Below are 13739 nucleotides of genomic sequence, written 5' to 3'. Positions count from 1 at the left end.
AGATCTCTGATGACAGCCCAGCAGCCGTCGCACAACCAGACAGGCGCCAGTCCCGCTTCGCGGGCACCCCGCGGAGGCGCTTCCGCTCCCGTGGGCGTTGTGTTCGCCGCGGTGGTCATGGCCGTCAGCGGGGTCCTCAGCATCCTGCAGGGCGCCGCCGCGATCGCCAAGAACGTTCCCTACGCCAACGTCCTGCACTACGCCTACCGGTTCAACGTCTCGGCGTGGGGCTGGATCCACCTGCTGTTCGGGGTGGCCCTGGTCGTCATCGCCGTGTGCCTGCTGGGCGGGATGGTGTGGGCCCGGTGGGCCGGGGTGCTCTTCGCCGCCACCACCATGGCCCTGCAGTTCATCTTCCTGCCCTACTACCCGGCCTGGGCGCTGATCGCGATCACCCTGGACGTGGTGATCCTCTGGGCGCTGCTGATGCACGCGAGCGAACCGGACTGGGGACCGCAGGACCGCCGCTGAGGACCGCCGCGGGCTACTTCACCGCGCCGCCGGTGATGCCCGAGGCGATGAAGCGCTGGGCCAGCACCAGCAGCACCGTGGACGGCAGGCAGGCCAGCACGGCGCTGGCCATCACCGGGCTCCACTGCTCGGTCTGGGCGCCGAGGTACTGGTAGATGCCCAGCGTGATCGGGGTGACCGTGCCCGACGAGGTCAGCGTCAGCGCGAACAGGAAGTCGCTCCAGGCGAACAGGAAGCTGAACAGGGCGGCGGTCACGATGCCGTTGCGGCAGATCGGCACCACCACCGACCAGAAGGTGCGCAGCCTCCCCGCCCCGTCGACGCGTGCGGCCTCGATGATCTCGCCGGGGACGTTGGCCATGAAGGAGCGCATCAGCAGGATCGAGAAGGGGATGCCCAGCGAAGCGTCGGCCAGGATCAGGCCGGGCAGCGAGTTGAGCAGGTGCAGGGTGTTGTAGGTGCCGTAGAGGGCGTTGGCGATGACGATGCCCGGGATCATCTGGGTGACCAGGGTCGCCAGGACGATCCATCCGCGGCCCGGCAGCCGGAACTTCGCCAGCGCGTAGGCCGCGGGGGTGGCCACCGCGACGGCGACGGCCGTGGCGCCCAGTGCCAGCAGCAGGCTGACCAGCAGGTGCCCGCCCTGGTCCGCCAGTGCCTGGCGGTATCCGGACAGGCTGGGGTGCCAGGGGAACCAGGCGGTGGTGAACGAGGTCGCGTCGCTCTGCAGGGACGCGTTGACCATCCAGTACACCGGGAACAGCAGCACGGCGAGGATCAGCAGCGCCAGCACCGTGGAGAGACGGCTGCGCGTGGTCGACGGGGTCTTCATGACTCGCCCTCCGTGAGGATCGCCCGGCGGTTGAAGCGCAGGTAGACCAGCGCGAACAGCAGGGAGACCAGGATCAGCACATTGCCCATGGCCGCGCCCTGGCCGAACAGGAACGTCTTGAACGACAGCTGGTAGGACTGCACGGCCAGGGTCTGGCTGGCGTCGGCCGGCCCGCCGCCGGTGACCACCAGGATGATGTCGATGACCTTGACGGTGTAGATGAACCCGAGCACGACCACCACGGTGACCACCGGCCGCAGCAGCGGCCAGGTGATGTAGCGGAAGCGGCTCCACGGACCCACGCCGTCCAGCGCGGCCGCCTCGTACAGCTCGGGCGGGATCTCCTTGAGGCCGCTGTAGAGGATCGCCAGGTTGAAGGGGATGCCGACCCAGATGTTGACCAGGGTGACCGAGACCAGGGCGACGCTGACGCTGGACAGCCAGGGCACCCCGCCGGCCGGGGCCAGGTGCAGGCCCTCCAGGATCCGGTTGACGATGCCGGTGTCCTGCCCGAGCATCCACCGCCACACCGTGGCCGAGGCGACCATCGGCAGCAGCCAGGGCAGGAGCAGCAGCGCCCGGATCACGCCGTTGAGCGGGAAGCGGCGGTTGAAGAACAGTGCCAGCGCCATCCCGATCACGAACTGCCCCAGCATCGAGGCGACGGTGAACAGCGCGGTGTTGAGCACCAGTTTCGTGAACAGTCCGGAGGTGAAGACCGCCTGGTAGTTGGACCAGCCGGTGAAGGGGGCCTGTCCGGTGTAGAGGCTGGCGGTGCTGTAGTCCTGGAAGCCCATCACCACGTTCCTGGCGATCGGGTAGCCGAAGAACGCGAGCAGGTACAGCAGGGCGGGCGCCAGGAACAGCCACTGGGCCAGCCGCTCCTGGCGGCGGCGCCGTCGTGGGCCGCCGGCCGGTCCTCCGGCCCGCATGGACCCGGCCGCCCTGGCGCCGGGAATCGTCGAGACCTGGGTCATCCTGCTGTTCCTCCGCCGTAGTTCCGCCGTGGTGGGGTGCGCGACCGGGCCGGACGCGCCGGGTCAGCCCTTGGTCGCCGCGGACTGAGCGGTCGTCAGCGCCGCCTGCGGGCTGGCCGCGCCGGTCAGCGCCGACTGCATCGCGGTCTCCAGCGCGGTGGCGATGGCCGGGTACTTGGTGCCGACCACCGCGGTGCGGGACAGCGCGGTGGAGACCTCGGTGACGAACGGCGCCAGCGCCGGGGTGTCCTTGGCGACCTGGGCGGCGGCCGACTGCAGCGAGGGGACGTAGCCGGCCGCCTTGGCGAGGGCGACCTGGTTGGCGCCGGTGTTCATGCAGGCCAGCACCTTCGCGGCGGCCTTCTCCTTGGCCGAGGAGGTCACCGGCACGGTCCACACCTCGCCGCCCAGCGGCACCTTGACTGCGGCACCCGCCGTCGGGACCGGGATCGGGGCGACCCCGTAGTGCAGGCCCTTCGCGGCGTCCAGGGTCGGGAACTGCCACGGCCCGTTGATCATCATGGCCGCCTTGCCGGCGATGAACTGGTCGTTCACGTCGCTCTGCGCCCAGGTCACCACCGACTTGGACATCGAACCGCTCTTGACCAGGCCGCTGACCAGCTGCAGCGACTGGACCGAGGGCGCCGCGTCCAGGTGCTGCAGGTCCCCGCCGTTGGACCAGAAGAAGGGCAGGTACTGCCAGGCGCCCTCGCCGTCGTTGTCCGCCGACATCGCGAAGCCGTAGCGCTTGGGGGTGGTCAGCTTCGCCGCGTCCGCGGTCAGTTCGGCCCAGGTGGTGGGGGGCTTGATGCCCGCCGCGCTCAGCATGTCCTTGTTGTAGAACAGGGCGATCGAGTTCACCCCCGGGGCCAGTCCGTAGACCTTGCCCTGGTAGCTGCCCGCCGAGAGGATCGAGGGGTAGACGCCGGACAGGTCCACGCCCGCGGTGTCGAGCGGGACCAGCGCGCCGGTCTGGGCGATCTGCTGCAGGCTCGGGTTGTCCAGCATCAGCAGGTCCGGCAGCGTGTGCGAGGACAGCTGCTGGAGCGCCTTGGGCATCAGCTGCGGGTTGGCCACGCTGACATGGGTGACCTTCACACCGGTGCTCGCCGCGCAGCTGGTCAGGATCGATCCCACCGCGCTGTGCATCGGCTCGGAGGTGTAGTAGTCCGTCGCGGTGAGCGTGAGCGGTCCGGCGGGCGCGCTGCCGGTGGCCGCGCCGGAGCTGCAGGCGCCGGCGGTCAGGGCCACACCGGCGGCCATGGTCAGCGCCAGGCCTCGGCGCGGAGATCTGCTGGGACTCCCGGATTTCCTAGCTGCGTTCATGGCTGCCCCTTTCGCGGAAACGTTTCGACGTATCGAAGCGCGAGCGGGAGGGGTTGTCAATGGGAGGTTTCGTTTCCGTGGCTCGCCGGTAACCGCACTTCGCCAGAGTCTCCCTGCTGACGGGTGCACTTGACGTGATGACCGGCGATGGGGGAGGGTCCGGTGCTCGGGGACGATTGCCTCTAGCGATCATCGAATCAATTCGATTAACATCCGGCGGGCAGACCTGTGGCGTCTCGGTGCCCGGGTCCATGAACAGGGAGGACGGGGCATGAGCGTGTTCCGCGAAGTCGACGGCGGTCTCGAATGGCGCGACAGCGAGCAGTTCGTCCGGATCGAGCCCTGGGGTGTCGACAGCGTGCGGGTCCGCTCCGGGGTCGGCGTCCTGCTGGAGGACCTGCCCGGGGCACTGCTGGCCGCACCGCCCGGCGTACGCCCGGTCGTCGAGCTGCCGCCGCCCGGTTCGGTGACCCGTTCCGCCGAGGCCTCCATCGGCGCGGCCGTCGGGATCCAGGGGCCGCCCGCGGTGCTGTTCCACGGCGGGCTGCGGGTGGAGGTCACCCCGGCCGGGGTGGTGCGGTTCCTGGACGCGCGGGGCGAGGAGCTCCTCGCCGAGCGGCCGGCCCACTTCTGGTGGCCCGGCCCGCGCGGCTTCAGCCCGCTGGGCGCCGGCCGCTACCGCATCGAGCAGCTGTTCGCGGCCTACGAGGACGAGCGGATCTACGGACTGGGACAGCACCAGCACGGGCTGCTCGACCAGAAGGGCGCCGTGATCGACCTGGTCCAGCGCAACACCGAGGTCAGCATCCCGTTCCTGCTCTCCAGCCGCGGCTACGGCCTGCTGTGGAACAACCCCGCCGTGGGCGCCGTCGAACTGGCCGCCGGCGGCACCCGCTGGATCGCGCACCAGGCCCGGCAGATCGACTACTGGTTCACCACCGCACCCACGCCGGCCGGGATCCTGACCAACTACGCCGACGCGACCGGCCACAGCCCGGTCCTGCCCGAGTGGGCCACCGGTTTCTGGCAGTCCAAACTGCGCTACCGCACCCAGGAGGAACTGCTCGCGGTCGCCCGCGAGCACCGCAGCCGCGGCCTCCCGCTGTCGGTGATCGTGGCCGACTTCTACCACTGGCCCAGCCTCGGGGACTGGCGCTTCGACGAGGCGGACTGGCCCGACCCCAAGCAGATGGTCGCCGAACTCGACGCCATGGGCGTCAAGTTGATGGTCTCGGTGTGGCCCTCGGTGAACCCGGTCAGCGAGAACTGGCAGCAGCTCAGCGAGCAGGGGCTGCTCATCGGCACCGAGTCCGGGCTGCCCACCCACACCCGGTTCATCGACAAGCCGTCACCGGTCCCGACCCCGGTGGCCTTCTACGACGCCACCAACCCGCAGGCCCGGGCCTTCCTCTGGGACACGATCAGGCGCAACTACGCCGACCTGGGCATCAACGTCTTCTGGCTGGACGCCTGCGAACCGGAGATCGTGCCGCTGCACCACGCCAACCTGCGCTTCTGGGCCGGCAACGGCGCCGAGGTCGGCAATCTGTACCCGCGCGAGCACGCCCGCGCCTTCTGGGAGGGACTGACCGCAGGGGCGGCCGCGGGCCCGGGCCCGGGCTCGGGCCCGGGCCACGACGGGATGAGCTTCTCCCGCTCGGCCTGGGCCGGCAGCCAGCGCTACGGTGCCGCGCTGTGGTCCGGTGACATCGGCGTGGACTTCGCGACGCTGCGCCGGCAGATCGCCGCCGGACTCAACACCGCCCTGTCCGGACTGCCCTGGTGGTGCGCCGACATCGGCGGCTTCCACGGCGGCGACCCGGACGACCCCGGCTACCGGGAGGTGATGATCCGCTGGTTCCAGTTCGGCGCCTTCAGCCCGCTGTTCCGGATGCACGGCGACCGGGCCCCGCGCACCCCGCTGGGCCGCGACATCACCGGTGGGCCCAACGAGGTCTGGTCCTACGGCGAGCGTGCCTACGAGGTCATGACCGGCTACCTCGCCCTGCGCGAACGGCTGCGCCCCTACCTGCGGCAGCAGATGGAGACCGCCGCCCGCGCCGGCCTGCCGCCGATGCGCGCGCTGTTCCTGGAGTTCCCCGAGGACGCCCGGGCCTGGGAGGTCGCGGACCAGTTCCTGCTGGGCCCGGACCTGCTGGTCGCCCCGGTGCTGGAGGCGGGTGCCGAGAGCCGCGAGGTCTATCTGCCGGCGGGCGCCGACTGGACCTGTGCCTGGACCGGCCGGTCCTTCGCCGCCGGACGCACCCACCGCTGCCCGGCGCCGCTGGAGCGGATACCGCTGTTCCTGCGCGACGGCGCAAGCCTTCCGATCCTCGCCGCCGAGCTCGGCTAGACCGGGCGGACGGGTAAAGTCAATGGTCTCTCACCCGATGGAGGCGCAGTGCCGGTAAGGCTGGTCGATGTGGCGCGGCGGGCCGGGGTCTCGCCCAGCACCGTGTCCTACGTGCTCAGCGGCAACCGGCCGATCTCCGCCGAGACCCGGCGCCGGGTCGAGGAGAGCATCGCCGAACTCGGCTTCCGCCCGCACGCCGGCGCCCGCTCGATCCGGCGGCAGAGCACCAATGTGGTCGCCATGGTGCTGCCGATGTTCGCGGACGGTCAGAGCAGCGTCCAGATGCAGTTCGTCTTCGCGGTCCTGCACGCGGCGCGAGCGCAGGGGTACAACCTGCTGCTGCTGACCGCCGAGGACGGCGTCGCCGAGATCAACAACGTGGTCAACAGCGCCATGGTCGACGGCGTCATCGTGATGGAGATCCAGGTCAACGACCCCCGGGTGCCGGTGCTGCGGGCGCTGGACCGGCCCGCGGTGCTGATCGGCACGCCCGACGACGCGGAGAGCCTGGTCCATGTGGACTTCGACTTCGCCGCCGCCGGTGCCATGTGCGTCCAGCACCTGCACGACCTGGGCCACCGTCACATCGGCATGCTGGCCCAGCCCGCCGACACCTTCGCCCGCCAGGCCGGGTTCGCGCTGCGCGCCCGCGACGGCGTGCTGCAGGAGCTGACCGACCGCGGGCTGAATCCGACCTGGATCCCGGCGCAGCCCAACCCGGCCGGGGTGGCCGAGGCCATCGAGGAGCTGTTCGGGCAGGACCCGGAGCTGTCGGCGCTGATCGTCTACAACGAGCTCGCGCTGCCCTTCGTCCTGGACCGGCTGCGGCAGCTCGGCCGGCGGGTGCCCGGTGACATGTCGGTCGTCGCGATCTGCCCCGACGACCAGGCCCAGCACCTGCTCCCGGCCGTCTCGGACGTCGCGCTGCCCGCCGCCGAGCTCGGGCGGCTGGCCTTCGAACGCCTGGTCGGACTCATCAGCGGCACCGACCAGCCGGTGTCCACGCTGCTGGAACCGCACCTGAACCGGCGCGGCAGCGCGGGCCCGCCGCTGCGGCGGTAGCCGGGGGGGCGGGGCCGGGCTGGGGGGTGCGCGGATCGATCCGCGCCCCCCCCAGCCGTTCAAGCAGGTCCCTCAGCCGGTGGTGACGTCGGCGCTGTCGACGGCGACGTTGAAGCCGCTGCTGCTGGGGTTGTGGTTCCCGGTCACCCTGATGTGCAGGGTGTGCGTGCCGGCGGCCAGCGTCGGGCTGGTCCAGACGACGCCGGAGGCGTTCCGGGTGGGGCTGTAGTCGTCGACGACCGTCTCTGCGCCGCCGTCCAGGGAGACCGCGATCATCTCCTGGTCGACGTCGCGCACGGCGTGCAGCGCGACCCTGGTCCCGCTGAAGGTGAAGGTCACGGTGGAGCCGGCGGTCTGGCTCCAGTTGGCGGTGCCGTCGTACATGTCGGAGATGCCGTTGGCCAGGCCCCAGCCGGAGCTGTAGGAGAACTGGTCGACCCCGGTTCCGGTGGCGTTGCCGTCGACGGTCACCGTCGTGCCCGAGCTCTGCGTCTGCAGGACGTCGGCGCTGTCCAGCGCGATGGTGCTGCCGCTGCTGCTCGGATTGCGGTTGCCGGTGGCGGTGACGGTCAGCGTGTGCGCGCCACTGGCCAGGACCGGGCTGGTCCAGACGATCCCGGAGGCGTTGCGGGTGGCCGCGTCGTCGTCCACGGTGACCGGGGCGGAGCCGTCCACCGAGACGGTCATGATGCCCTGGTCGGTGTCACGGACCGCGTGCAGGGCGACCTGGCTGCCCTGGAACTGGAACTGCGCGGTGGAGCCGGCGGTCTGGGTCCAGTTGGCGGTGCCCGCGTACATGTCGCTGATGCCGTTGGCCACGCCCCAGCCGGAGCTGTAGGAGAACTGGTCGATGCCGGCGCCGGTGCTGTTGGCGTCGACGGTGGTGGTGGCGACCGGGGGAGGCGTCGGGGCGACCCCGTTGGGGGAGAGGGTGACGGTGTACGCGTCGGTCCCGGAGACCACGTTCACCGGGACGCTGATGCTGCCGTTGCTCGGGGTCAGCGCGGTGTCGGTGACCGTGATCGGGGTGACCAGCTGGCTCTGGTCCGGGATGCGCTGCACCGTGACGTGCACGGTGCCGCCGGACAGCAGCCAGGGCGTGGCGGACAGTCCGTTGATGGTGACCGTGGTGGTGCCGGTCTGGCCCGAGTTGTTGCCGAGCAGGGCGGTGGCCCGGCCGCGGCTCTGGTCCTCGGTCGCGAAGACGGCCATGCCGCCGCTGTTGCTGCTCGCCGCCCGGACGCCGGTGAGCTGGGCGTAGGCCTGGTAGACCCACCACTGCCCGGAGGGCTGCTGGCTGCTGCCGCTGCCGGTCAGCAGCGAGTCCAGGGTGCCGGCCCCGCAGCAGTCGCTCCAGATGGCATGGGCGGCGGCGGTGACCCCGGAGACCGCGAGGCGGTCCAGGAACCAGGCCGAGTAGGCGGAGTTCTGCTGCTGCGAGAAGAGGTACTCGTTGATGGTCATCGGTATCGCCGGGATGCCGTGCGCGGACATCAGGCTGCTCGCGTCCGCTGCGTCGGCGGCGGGGTCGGTGCCGAAGTGCCAGTTGAGGACATTGGGCAGGGTGCCGTCGGCCTTGGTCTGGCCGAGCCAGGAGTCCAGCCAGCTGTGGTTGTAGCCGCTGTAGGAGGGGCCCACGATCGGGGCGGACGGCACCAGGCGGCGGATCTCCCGCACCGCGGTGTCCCACATCTGGTAGTACTGCGCGCTGTTGACGCCGCGTTGCCAGAAGCCGGTGCCGTCCGGCTCGTTCCAGATGTCGTAGCTGACCTTGACGCCCGAGGCCTGAACGTCGGCGACGACCTGGTCGATGAAGGCGGTCCAGTTGGCGCAGTTCCCGTTGTCGCAGGGGTAGACGGTGTTGGTCGGCTGGGTGGTGTCCGCGCCGTACAGGTCCGACACCAGCAGGTGGTAGGTCCCGTTGTACGGTGCCGTCGTCACCCGCTTCGCCTGCGAGAGCGCGGAGTTGATGCGGACCCGGTAGCCGGCGCCGGCGGTGTAGCCGTCGCCGATCCACCCGCCGCCGGCGATCCGGGCACCGCCGCCGCGGAACAGGTCCGCCTGCAGCGGCTGCAGCAGGGAGTCGGCCGGACCCGATCCGTCCTGGGTCAGCCCGTACAGGAAGCCGGCCCCGGCGTGGGTGGGGGCCGCGCCGGGCTGGGACAGGTCCACGGAGACGGTGGTGTCCGCCGCGCTGGCGTGTGCGGGCGCCGGTGCGGCCAGGAAGGCGCAGGCCAGTGCGGAGGAGGCGAGCAGGGCGAGTACGGCGGAGCGCAGCCGTCCGGTGTTCATCAATTCCCTCCCAGGGGTGGGGTAGGCGGGAGACCATCGTAGAAACGTTTCGACGAATCAAAGCGCGGGCCCATACGACTGTCAATCGGGCAAGCTGACCCACTCTCGGCTGGTCGGTCATTCTTTGGTCATCGAATTGTCGAAAGGATTCGATGACCGTCGCCGACCTGGGGACATCACCGGTTCGGACGCCGGCAGGTGCCGGTGCGCGGCTGTGCGTGGTGTGCTGGTTCCCAGGACGACTAGCGAGGATGTGCGATGGCATTGCCGGTCAAGCCCCCGATCGAGCCGATGCTCGCCAAGGCCGCGGCGTCCGTGCCGACCGGCGGGTACCTGTACGAGCCCAAGTGGGACGGCTTCCGCTGCCTGGTGTTCCGCGACGGCGACGACATCGAGCTGGGCAGCCGCGGCGGCAAGCCGCTGACGCGGTACTTCCCGGAGCTGGTCGCCGCCCTGGCCGAGGCGCTGCCGCCGCGGTGCGTGCTGGACGGGGAGATCGTGATGGTCCAGGGCAGCCGGCTCGACTTCGACCGGCTCGCCGACCGGATCCATCCGGCCGAGTCGCGGATCCGACTGCTGGCCGAGCAGACCCCGGCCACCTTCGTGGCCTTCGACGTGCTCGCGGTCGACGACGAGGACCTGATGGGTCGTCCGCTGGCCGAGCGGCACGAGGTGCTGGCACGGCTGTTCGCGCCGCACCCGCAGGTGCGGGTGTCCCGCGCCACCCAGGACGTCGAGCTGGCCAGGACCTGGTTCCGGACCTTCGAGGGCGCCGGGCTCGACGGCGTGGTCGCCAAGCCGCTGGACGGGGCCTACCGACCCGGCGAGCGGGCGATGGTGAAGATCAAGCACGAGCGCACGGCCGATGTGGTGGTGGCCGGGTACCGGCTACACAAGAGCGGCCCGGTGGTCGGATCGCTGATGCTGGGTCTGTACCTGGAGCCGGGCGTGCTCAACTACGTCGGCGGTGCGAGCGCCTTCACCACGGTCCGGCGTGCCGAACTCGTCGACGAGCTGGCGCCGCTGGTGCTGGGCGAGGGCGAGGAGCACCCCTGGCTCGGCGAGGACGACGGCGGGCACCGGCGCCCGGGTGCGCTCAACCGCTGGAACGCCGGCAAGGACCGGTCCTTTGTGGCGCTGCGTCCGGAACTGGTCTGCGAGGTGCGCTACGACCAGCTGCAGGCGGACCGGTTCCGGCACAACGCCCGGTTCCTGCGCTGGCGTCCGGACCGGCAGCCCGAGTCCTGCGGCTACGACCAGCTGGACCTGCCGGCCGCCTACGACCTCGCCGACGTGCTCGGCCCGGCCGCGTCGTCCTAGTCCGCTACCCCTATCCGCTACCCCTGGTCCGCGTCGTGGCGGGCCTTGGACGGCTGGACGCGCTTGGGTTCGCCGGGCATCTTCGGGAAGTCGGGCGGATAGGGCAGATCGCCGAGCCCGCGGTCGTGCTCGTCCCGATCGGCCATCTCCAGCAGCGCGTCCAGGGTGGCCGGCGCCTCGTCGAGGGACTCGTGCGCGTCGCCGCGTTCGGCGAGCAGCGCGGGGACGGTGCGCACGGTGAAGTCCTCGGGGGCGACGTCGGCGAGCTCGGTCCAGCGCACCGGCATCGAGACCGTGGCCTCCGGGGTGGCGCGGGTGGAGTAGGCGGCGGCGAGCATCCGGTCCCGGGCCATCTGGTTGAAGTCGGCGAAGATCCGCTCGCCGCGCTCCTCCTTCCACCAGGAGGTGGTGAACAGCTCGGGGCGGCGGCGCTCCAGTTCGCGGGCGAGGGCGATGACCGCGCGCCGCGTCTCGACGAACGACCAGCGCGGTTCGATCCGGACCAGCACATGCAGGCCGCGCCCGCCGGAGGTCTTCACGAAGGGCACCATGCCGAGCTCGGTGAGCAGCGCCTCGGCCTCGGTGGCGGCCTCGACCGCCTCGGCGAAGCCGGTGCCGGGCTGCGGGTCGAGGTCCAGCCGCAGCTCGTCGGGGTGGTCGGTGTCCTCGCGGCGCACCGGCCAGGGATGCAGTTCCAGGGCGTTCATCTGCACCGCCCACAGCGCCGTCGCCGGCTCGGTCACGCACACCTCACGGCCGGTACGGCCGCTCGGGAAGGTCACCTCGGCCGTCTGCACCCAGTCGGGAACGCCCTTGGGCGCGTGTTTCGTGTAGAACGAGCTGCCGCCGTCCAGGCCGCCGGGGAAGCGGTGCAGCGCCATCGGGCGTCCGGCGAGCGAGCGCAACAGCCCTTCGGCGACGGCGACGTAGTACTCGGCGAGGTCGAGCTTGGTGACCCCGACGGCCGGATAGCAGACCCGCTCCGGCGAGGAGATGCGCACCTCACGCCCGGCGACGGTGACGAACGCCTCGCTGCTGCTCATGACCGTAGGCTAAGCGCCCGCAGTGGCCGCCGCATGCGGAGTGCCGGGCCGCAGTGTCGGCCCTGCCGGGCCTCTGCCGGGTCTGGGTCTGGTCGGGGTCTGGTCGGTCCTATGCCGGTCACGGCCGGCAGGCGCGGTGCACGAGGCTCTGCCACCCCTGCACGAGCCGGGTCTCCATTCGTGGTGCGTCCACGGCGAGGTCGTCGGCGGACAGGTGGAGCAGCAGCGGGCCGTCCAGGGCGGCGGTGAGCTGGACGGCCAGGATGTCGGGATCGACGGCGCCGAGCCGGATCTGCCCGAGCAGCATCCGGATGTGCATCCGGGACAGCGGCGTCTCGGTGCCGGCCGGGACGGCCTGGCTGCCGTCCAGGGCGGCCCGGGCGATGTCGCGATGCGCGAACAGGAAGCCGATCCGGGCCCGGCCGTAGGCCACCAGCCGGTCCAGGGCGTCGGCGTCGGGACCCAACGGCGGTGGACCGGACAGGACTTGTTGCTGGAACTGCTGCTCCTCGTCGTCCAGCAGGGCCTGGAAGATGCCGGCGCGGGTGCCGAACCGGCGGAACACCGTCCCCTTGCCCAGCCCGGCCCGTTCGGCCAGTCCGTCCATGGTGAGCCGGTCCGCGCCGTCCTCGGCGAGCATCTCGCGGGCGGTGGCCAGCAGGTGCAGCCGGTTCCGTGCGGCGTCGGCGCGTTCGGCGCGCGGCACGCCCAGGGGCAACAGGGGTCCGTCCACGGGCCTCACCCTACCCGGCCGGAATAGTAAGCGGGGTAAAGTCCGTTTATCCCCGCACAAGGCGGCGGCGACGCCGACACCGACCTGGAGGCAGTGATGGAGAAGACCCAGGAGATCGAATTCGGGCTGGACTCGTTCGGCGAGGTGAGTGCGGATTCCTCCGGACGGCTGCTGACCGATGCCGAGACCGTGCGGCTGATGATCGACGAAGCGGTGCTCGCCGAGTCGGTCGGCATCGACTCGTACAACATCGGCGAGCACTACCGGGACCAGCACGTGGACTCGGCCGGCCCGGTCATCCTCGCGGCGATCGCCGGCCGGACCGAACGCATCCGGCTGGGCACGTCGGTGACCGTGCTGAGCACCCAGGATCCGGTGCGGCTGTACGCCGAGTTCGCGACCCTGGACGCGGCGTCGAAGGGCCGGGCGCAGCTCATCGTCGGGCGGGCCTCCTCGACGGAGTCGTTCCCGCTGTTCGGATTCGACCTCGCCGACTACGACACGTTGTTCGAGGAGAAGCTCGACCTGCTGCTGCACCTGCTCCGGGACCAGCCGGTCACCTGGTCCGGCACCGTCCGCTCCGCCCTGGTCGACCAGCGGGTGCACCCGGCCGTCGGTGCCGACGGCATCCCGGTCTGGGTCGGCGTGGGCGGCACGCCGGAGTCGGTGGTCCGGGCCGCCTACTTCGGCCTGCCGCTGATGATCGCCGTCATCGGCGGCAACCCGAGCCGGTTCGCAGGCCACGTCGACCTCTACCAGCGGGCGCTCGACCAGTTCGAGCGTCCGCGGCTGCCGGTGGGGATGCACTCGCTCGGGCTGGTGGCCGGCACCGACGAGGAGGCGAGGTCCGCCTACTGGCCGCACTGGAAGGCGGTCATGGACGCGGCCTCCAAGGAGCGCGGCTTCGCGCCGCCCTCCCTCCGCCGCTACGAGGAGGAGATCGCGGAGGGAGCCCTCTTCGTGGGATCGCCGGAGACGGTCGCCCAGAAGATCGCCACCAGTGTCCGCGCGCTGGGCCTGAGCCGCTTCGACCTCAAGTACGACATCGGACGACTCCCGCTGGAGCACCGCGCCGCCTCCATCGACCTGTACGGCCGCGAGGTGATCCCCAGGGTCCGCGACCTCCTCGCGGACCGCCCGGCCCCGGCCGACCCGCACCCGGCCGATCAGTTGGCGTAGGGGTTCCCCGGGTTCCGGATCCGCGCCGAGTCACCTCCGCGGACAACGGATGGTTGTGGATCGGGGGCAGCGGAGTTGTTTGACCTGCGGCGGTGCCAGTCGGTTAGCTCTCACCGATCAACTTCGGTCTGTTTCGGGTGAGGCATCAGGA

11 protein-coding genes are annotated in these 13739 nt (G+C 71.1%); 5 read left to right on the top strand and 6 right to left on the bottom strand.

Going from position 1 to position 13739, the window contains the following annotated elements:
• The first annotated feature begins 90 nt into the window (after positions 1-90).
• A complete protein-coding gene (locus IF29_RS0101835; RefSeq protein WP_157623524.1) occupies positions 91-471 on the top strand; it encodes a DUF7144 family membrane protein in 381 nt (126 codons plus the stop codon).
• 13 nt (positions 472-484) lie between these two features.
• Here IF29_RS0101835 and IF29_RS0101830 read toward each other — a convergent pair whose 3' ends face one another.
• From IF29_RS0101830 to IF29_RS0101820, 3 genes are all read right to left on the bottom strand, one after another.
• Positions 485-1303 carry a carbohydrate ABC transporter permease gene (locus IF29_RS0101830; RefSeq protein ID WP_030248600.1) on the bottom strand — a complete coding sequence of 273 codons (819 nt, stop codon included), beginning with the start codon at positions 1301-1303 and terminating at the stop codon, positions 485-487.
• A complete protein-coding gene (locus IF29_RS0101825; RefSeq protein ID WP_030248598.1) occupies positions 1300-2280 on the bottom strand; it encodes a carbohydrate ABC transporter permease in 981 nt (326 codons plus the stop codon). The genes IF29_RS0101830 and IF29_RS0101825 overlap by 4 nt, the downstream gene beginning before the upstream one ends.
• A 63-nt stretch (positions 2281-2343) precedes the next feature.
• On the bottom strand, positions 2344-3606 hold the full coding sequence (locus IF29_RS0101820; RefSeq protein WP_030248597.1) for a sugar ABC transporter substrate-binding protein: 1263 nt from the start codon (positions 3604-3606) through the stop codon (positions 2344-2346).
• A gap of 271 nt (positions 3607-3877) precedes the next feature.
• On the opposite strand from IF29_RS0101820, the gene IF29_RS0101815 reads away from it, so the two are divergent.
• Both IF29_RS0101815 and IF29_RS0101810 read left to right on the top strand, forming a co-directional pair.
• Complete coding sequence (locus IF29_RS0101815) at positions 3878-5959, top strand: glycoside hydrolase family 31 protein (RefSeq protein ID WP_030248595.1); 2082 nt, start codon at positions 3878-3880, stop codon at positions 5957-5959.
• A 48-nt stretch (positions 5960-6007) separates the two neighbouring features.
• Positions 6008-7021 carry a LacI family DNA-binding transcriptional regulator gene (locus IF29_RS0101810; protein WP_030248593.1) on the top strand — a complete coding sequence of 338 codons (1014 nt, stop codon included), beginning with the start codon at positions 6008-6010 and terminating at the stop codon, positions 7019-7021.
• Positions 7022-7093: 72 nt separating this feature from the next.
• Here IF29_RS0101810 and IF29_RS43125 read toward each other — a convergent pair whose 3' ends face one another.
• Positions 7094-9313, bottom strand: coding sequence for a hypothetical protein (locus IF29_RS43125; protein ID WP_051724757.1), 2220 nt, complete (start codon positions 9311-9313; stop codon positions 7094-7096).
• A gap of 258 nt (positions 9314-9571) precedes the next feature.
• Between IF29_RS43125 and IF29_RS0101800 the strand changes: the two genes are divergently transcribed.
• On the top strand, positions 9572-10633 hold the full coding sequence (locus tag IF29_RS0101800) for an ATP-dependent DNA ligase (RefSeq protein WP_030248590.1): 1062 nt from the start codon (positions 9572-9574) through the stop codon (positions 10631-10633).
• Between the two features lie 17 nt (positions 10634-10650).
• Here the strand turns inward: IF29_RS0101800 and ligD are convergent, their stop codons facing one another.
• Together ligD and IF29_RS0101790 are read right to left on the bottom strand one after the other, a co-directional pair.
• The gene (gene ligD, locus IF29_RS0101795; RefSeq protein WP_030248588.1) at positions 10651-11676 is read right to left on the bottom strand and encodes a non-homologous end-joining DNA ligase; all 1026 of its coding nucleotides are present in this window, start codon (positions 11674-11676) and stop codon (positions 10651-10653) included.
• A gap of 118 nt (positions 11677-11794) precedes the next feature.
• Complete coding sequence (locus IF29_RS0101790; RefSeq protein WP_030248586.1) at positions 11795-12409, bottom strand: TetR/AcrR family transcriptional regulator; 615 nt, start codon at positions 12407-12409, stop codon at positions 11795-11797.
• A gap of 96 nt (positions 12410-12505) precedes the next feature.
• Here IF29_RS0101790 and IF29_RS0101785 point away from each other — a divergent pair, with 96 nt between their 5' ends.
• A complete protein-coding gene (locus tag IF29_RS0101785; RefSeq protein WP_030248585.1) occupies positions 12506-13588 on the top strand; it encodes an LLM class flavin-dependent oxidoreductase in 1083 nt (360 codons plus the stop codon).
• Positions 13589-13739: the final 151 nt, after the last annotated feature.

This window comes from Streptacidiphilus jeojiense (assembly GCF_000719095.1).
GTDB classification, from domain to species: Bacteria; Actinomycetota; Actinomycetes; order Streptomycetales; family Streptomycetaceae; genus Streptacidiphilus; species Streptacidiphilus jeojiensis.
Note: the sequence above shows the minus strand (reverse complement) of the source record. Positions and strands in the feature narration are given on the sequence as shown.

Coding starts and splice junctions, on each gene's coding strand:
- IF29_RS43125 (WP_051724757.1), bottom strand. CDS start 9,313: ATGAACACCGGACGGCTGCGCTCCGCCGTACTCGCCCTGCTCGCCTCC.
- IF29_RS0101815 (WP_030248595.1), top strand. CDS start 3,878: ATGAGCGTGTTCCGCGAAGTCGACGGCGGTCTCGAATGGCGCGACAGC.
- ligD (WP_030248588.1), bottom strand. CDS start 11,676: ATGAGCAGCAGCGAGGCGTTCGTCACCGTCGCCGGGCGTGAGGTGCGC.
- IF29_RS0101825 (WP_030248598.1), bottom strand. CDS start 2,280: ATGACCCAGGTCTCGACGATTCCCGGCGCCAGGGCGGCCGGGTCCATG.
- IF29_RS0101830 (WP_030248600.1), bottom strand. CDS start 1,303: ATGAAGACCCCGTCGACCACGCGCAGCCGTCTCTCCACGGTGCTGGCG.
- IF29_RS0101785 (WP_030248585.1), top strand. CDS start 12,506: ATGGAGAAGACCCAGGAGATCGAATTCGGGCTGGACTCGTTCGGCGAG.
- IF29_RS0101800 (WP_030248590.1), top strand. CDS start 9,572: ATGGCATTGCCGGTCAAGCCCCCGATCGAGCCGATGCTCGCCAAGGCC.
- IF29_RS0101820 (WP_030248597.1), bottom strand. CDS start 3,606: ATGAACGCAGCTAGGAAATCCGGGAGTCCCAGCAGATCTCCGCGCCGA.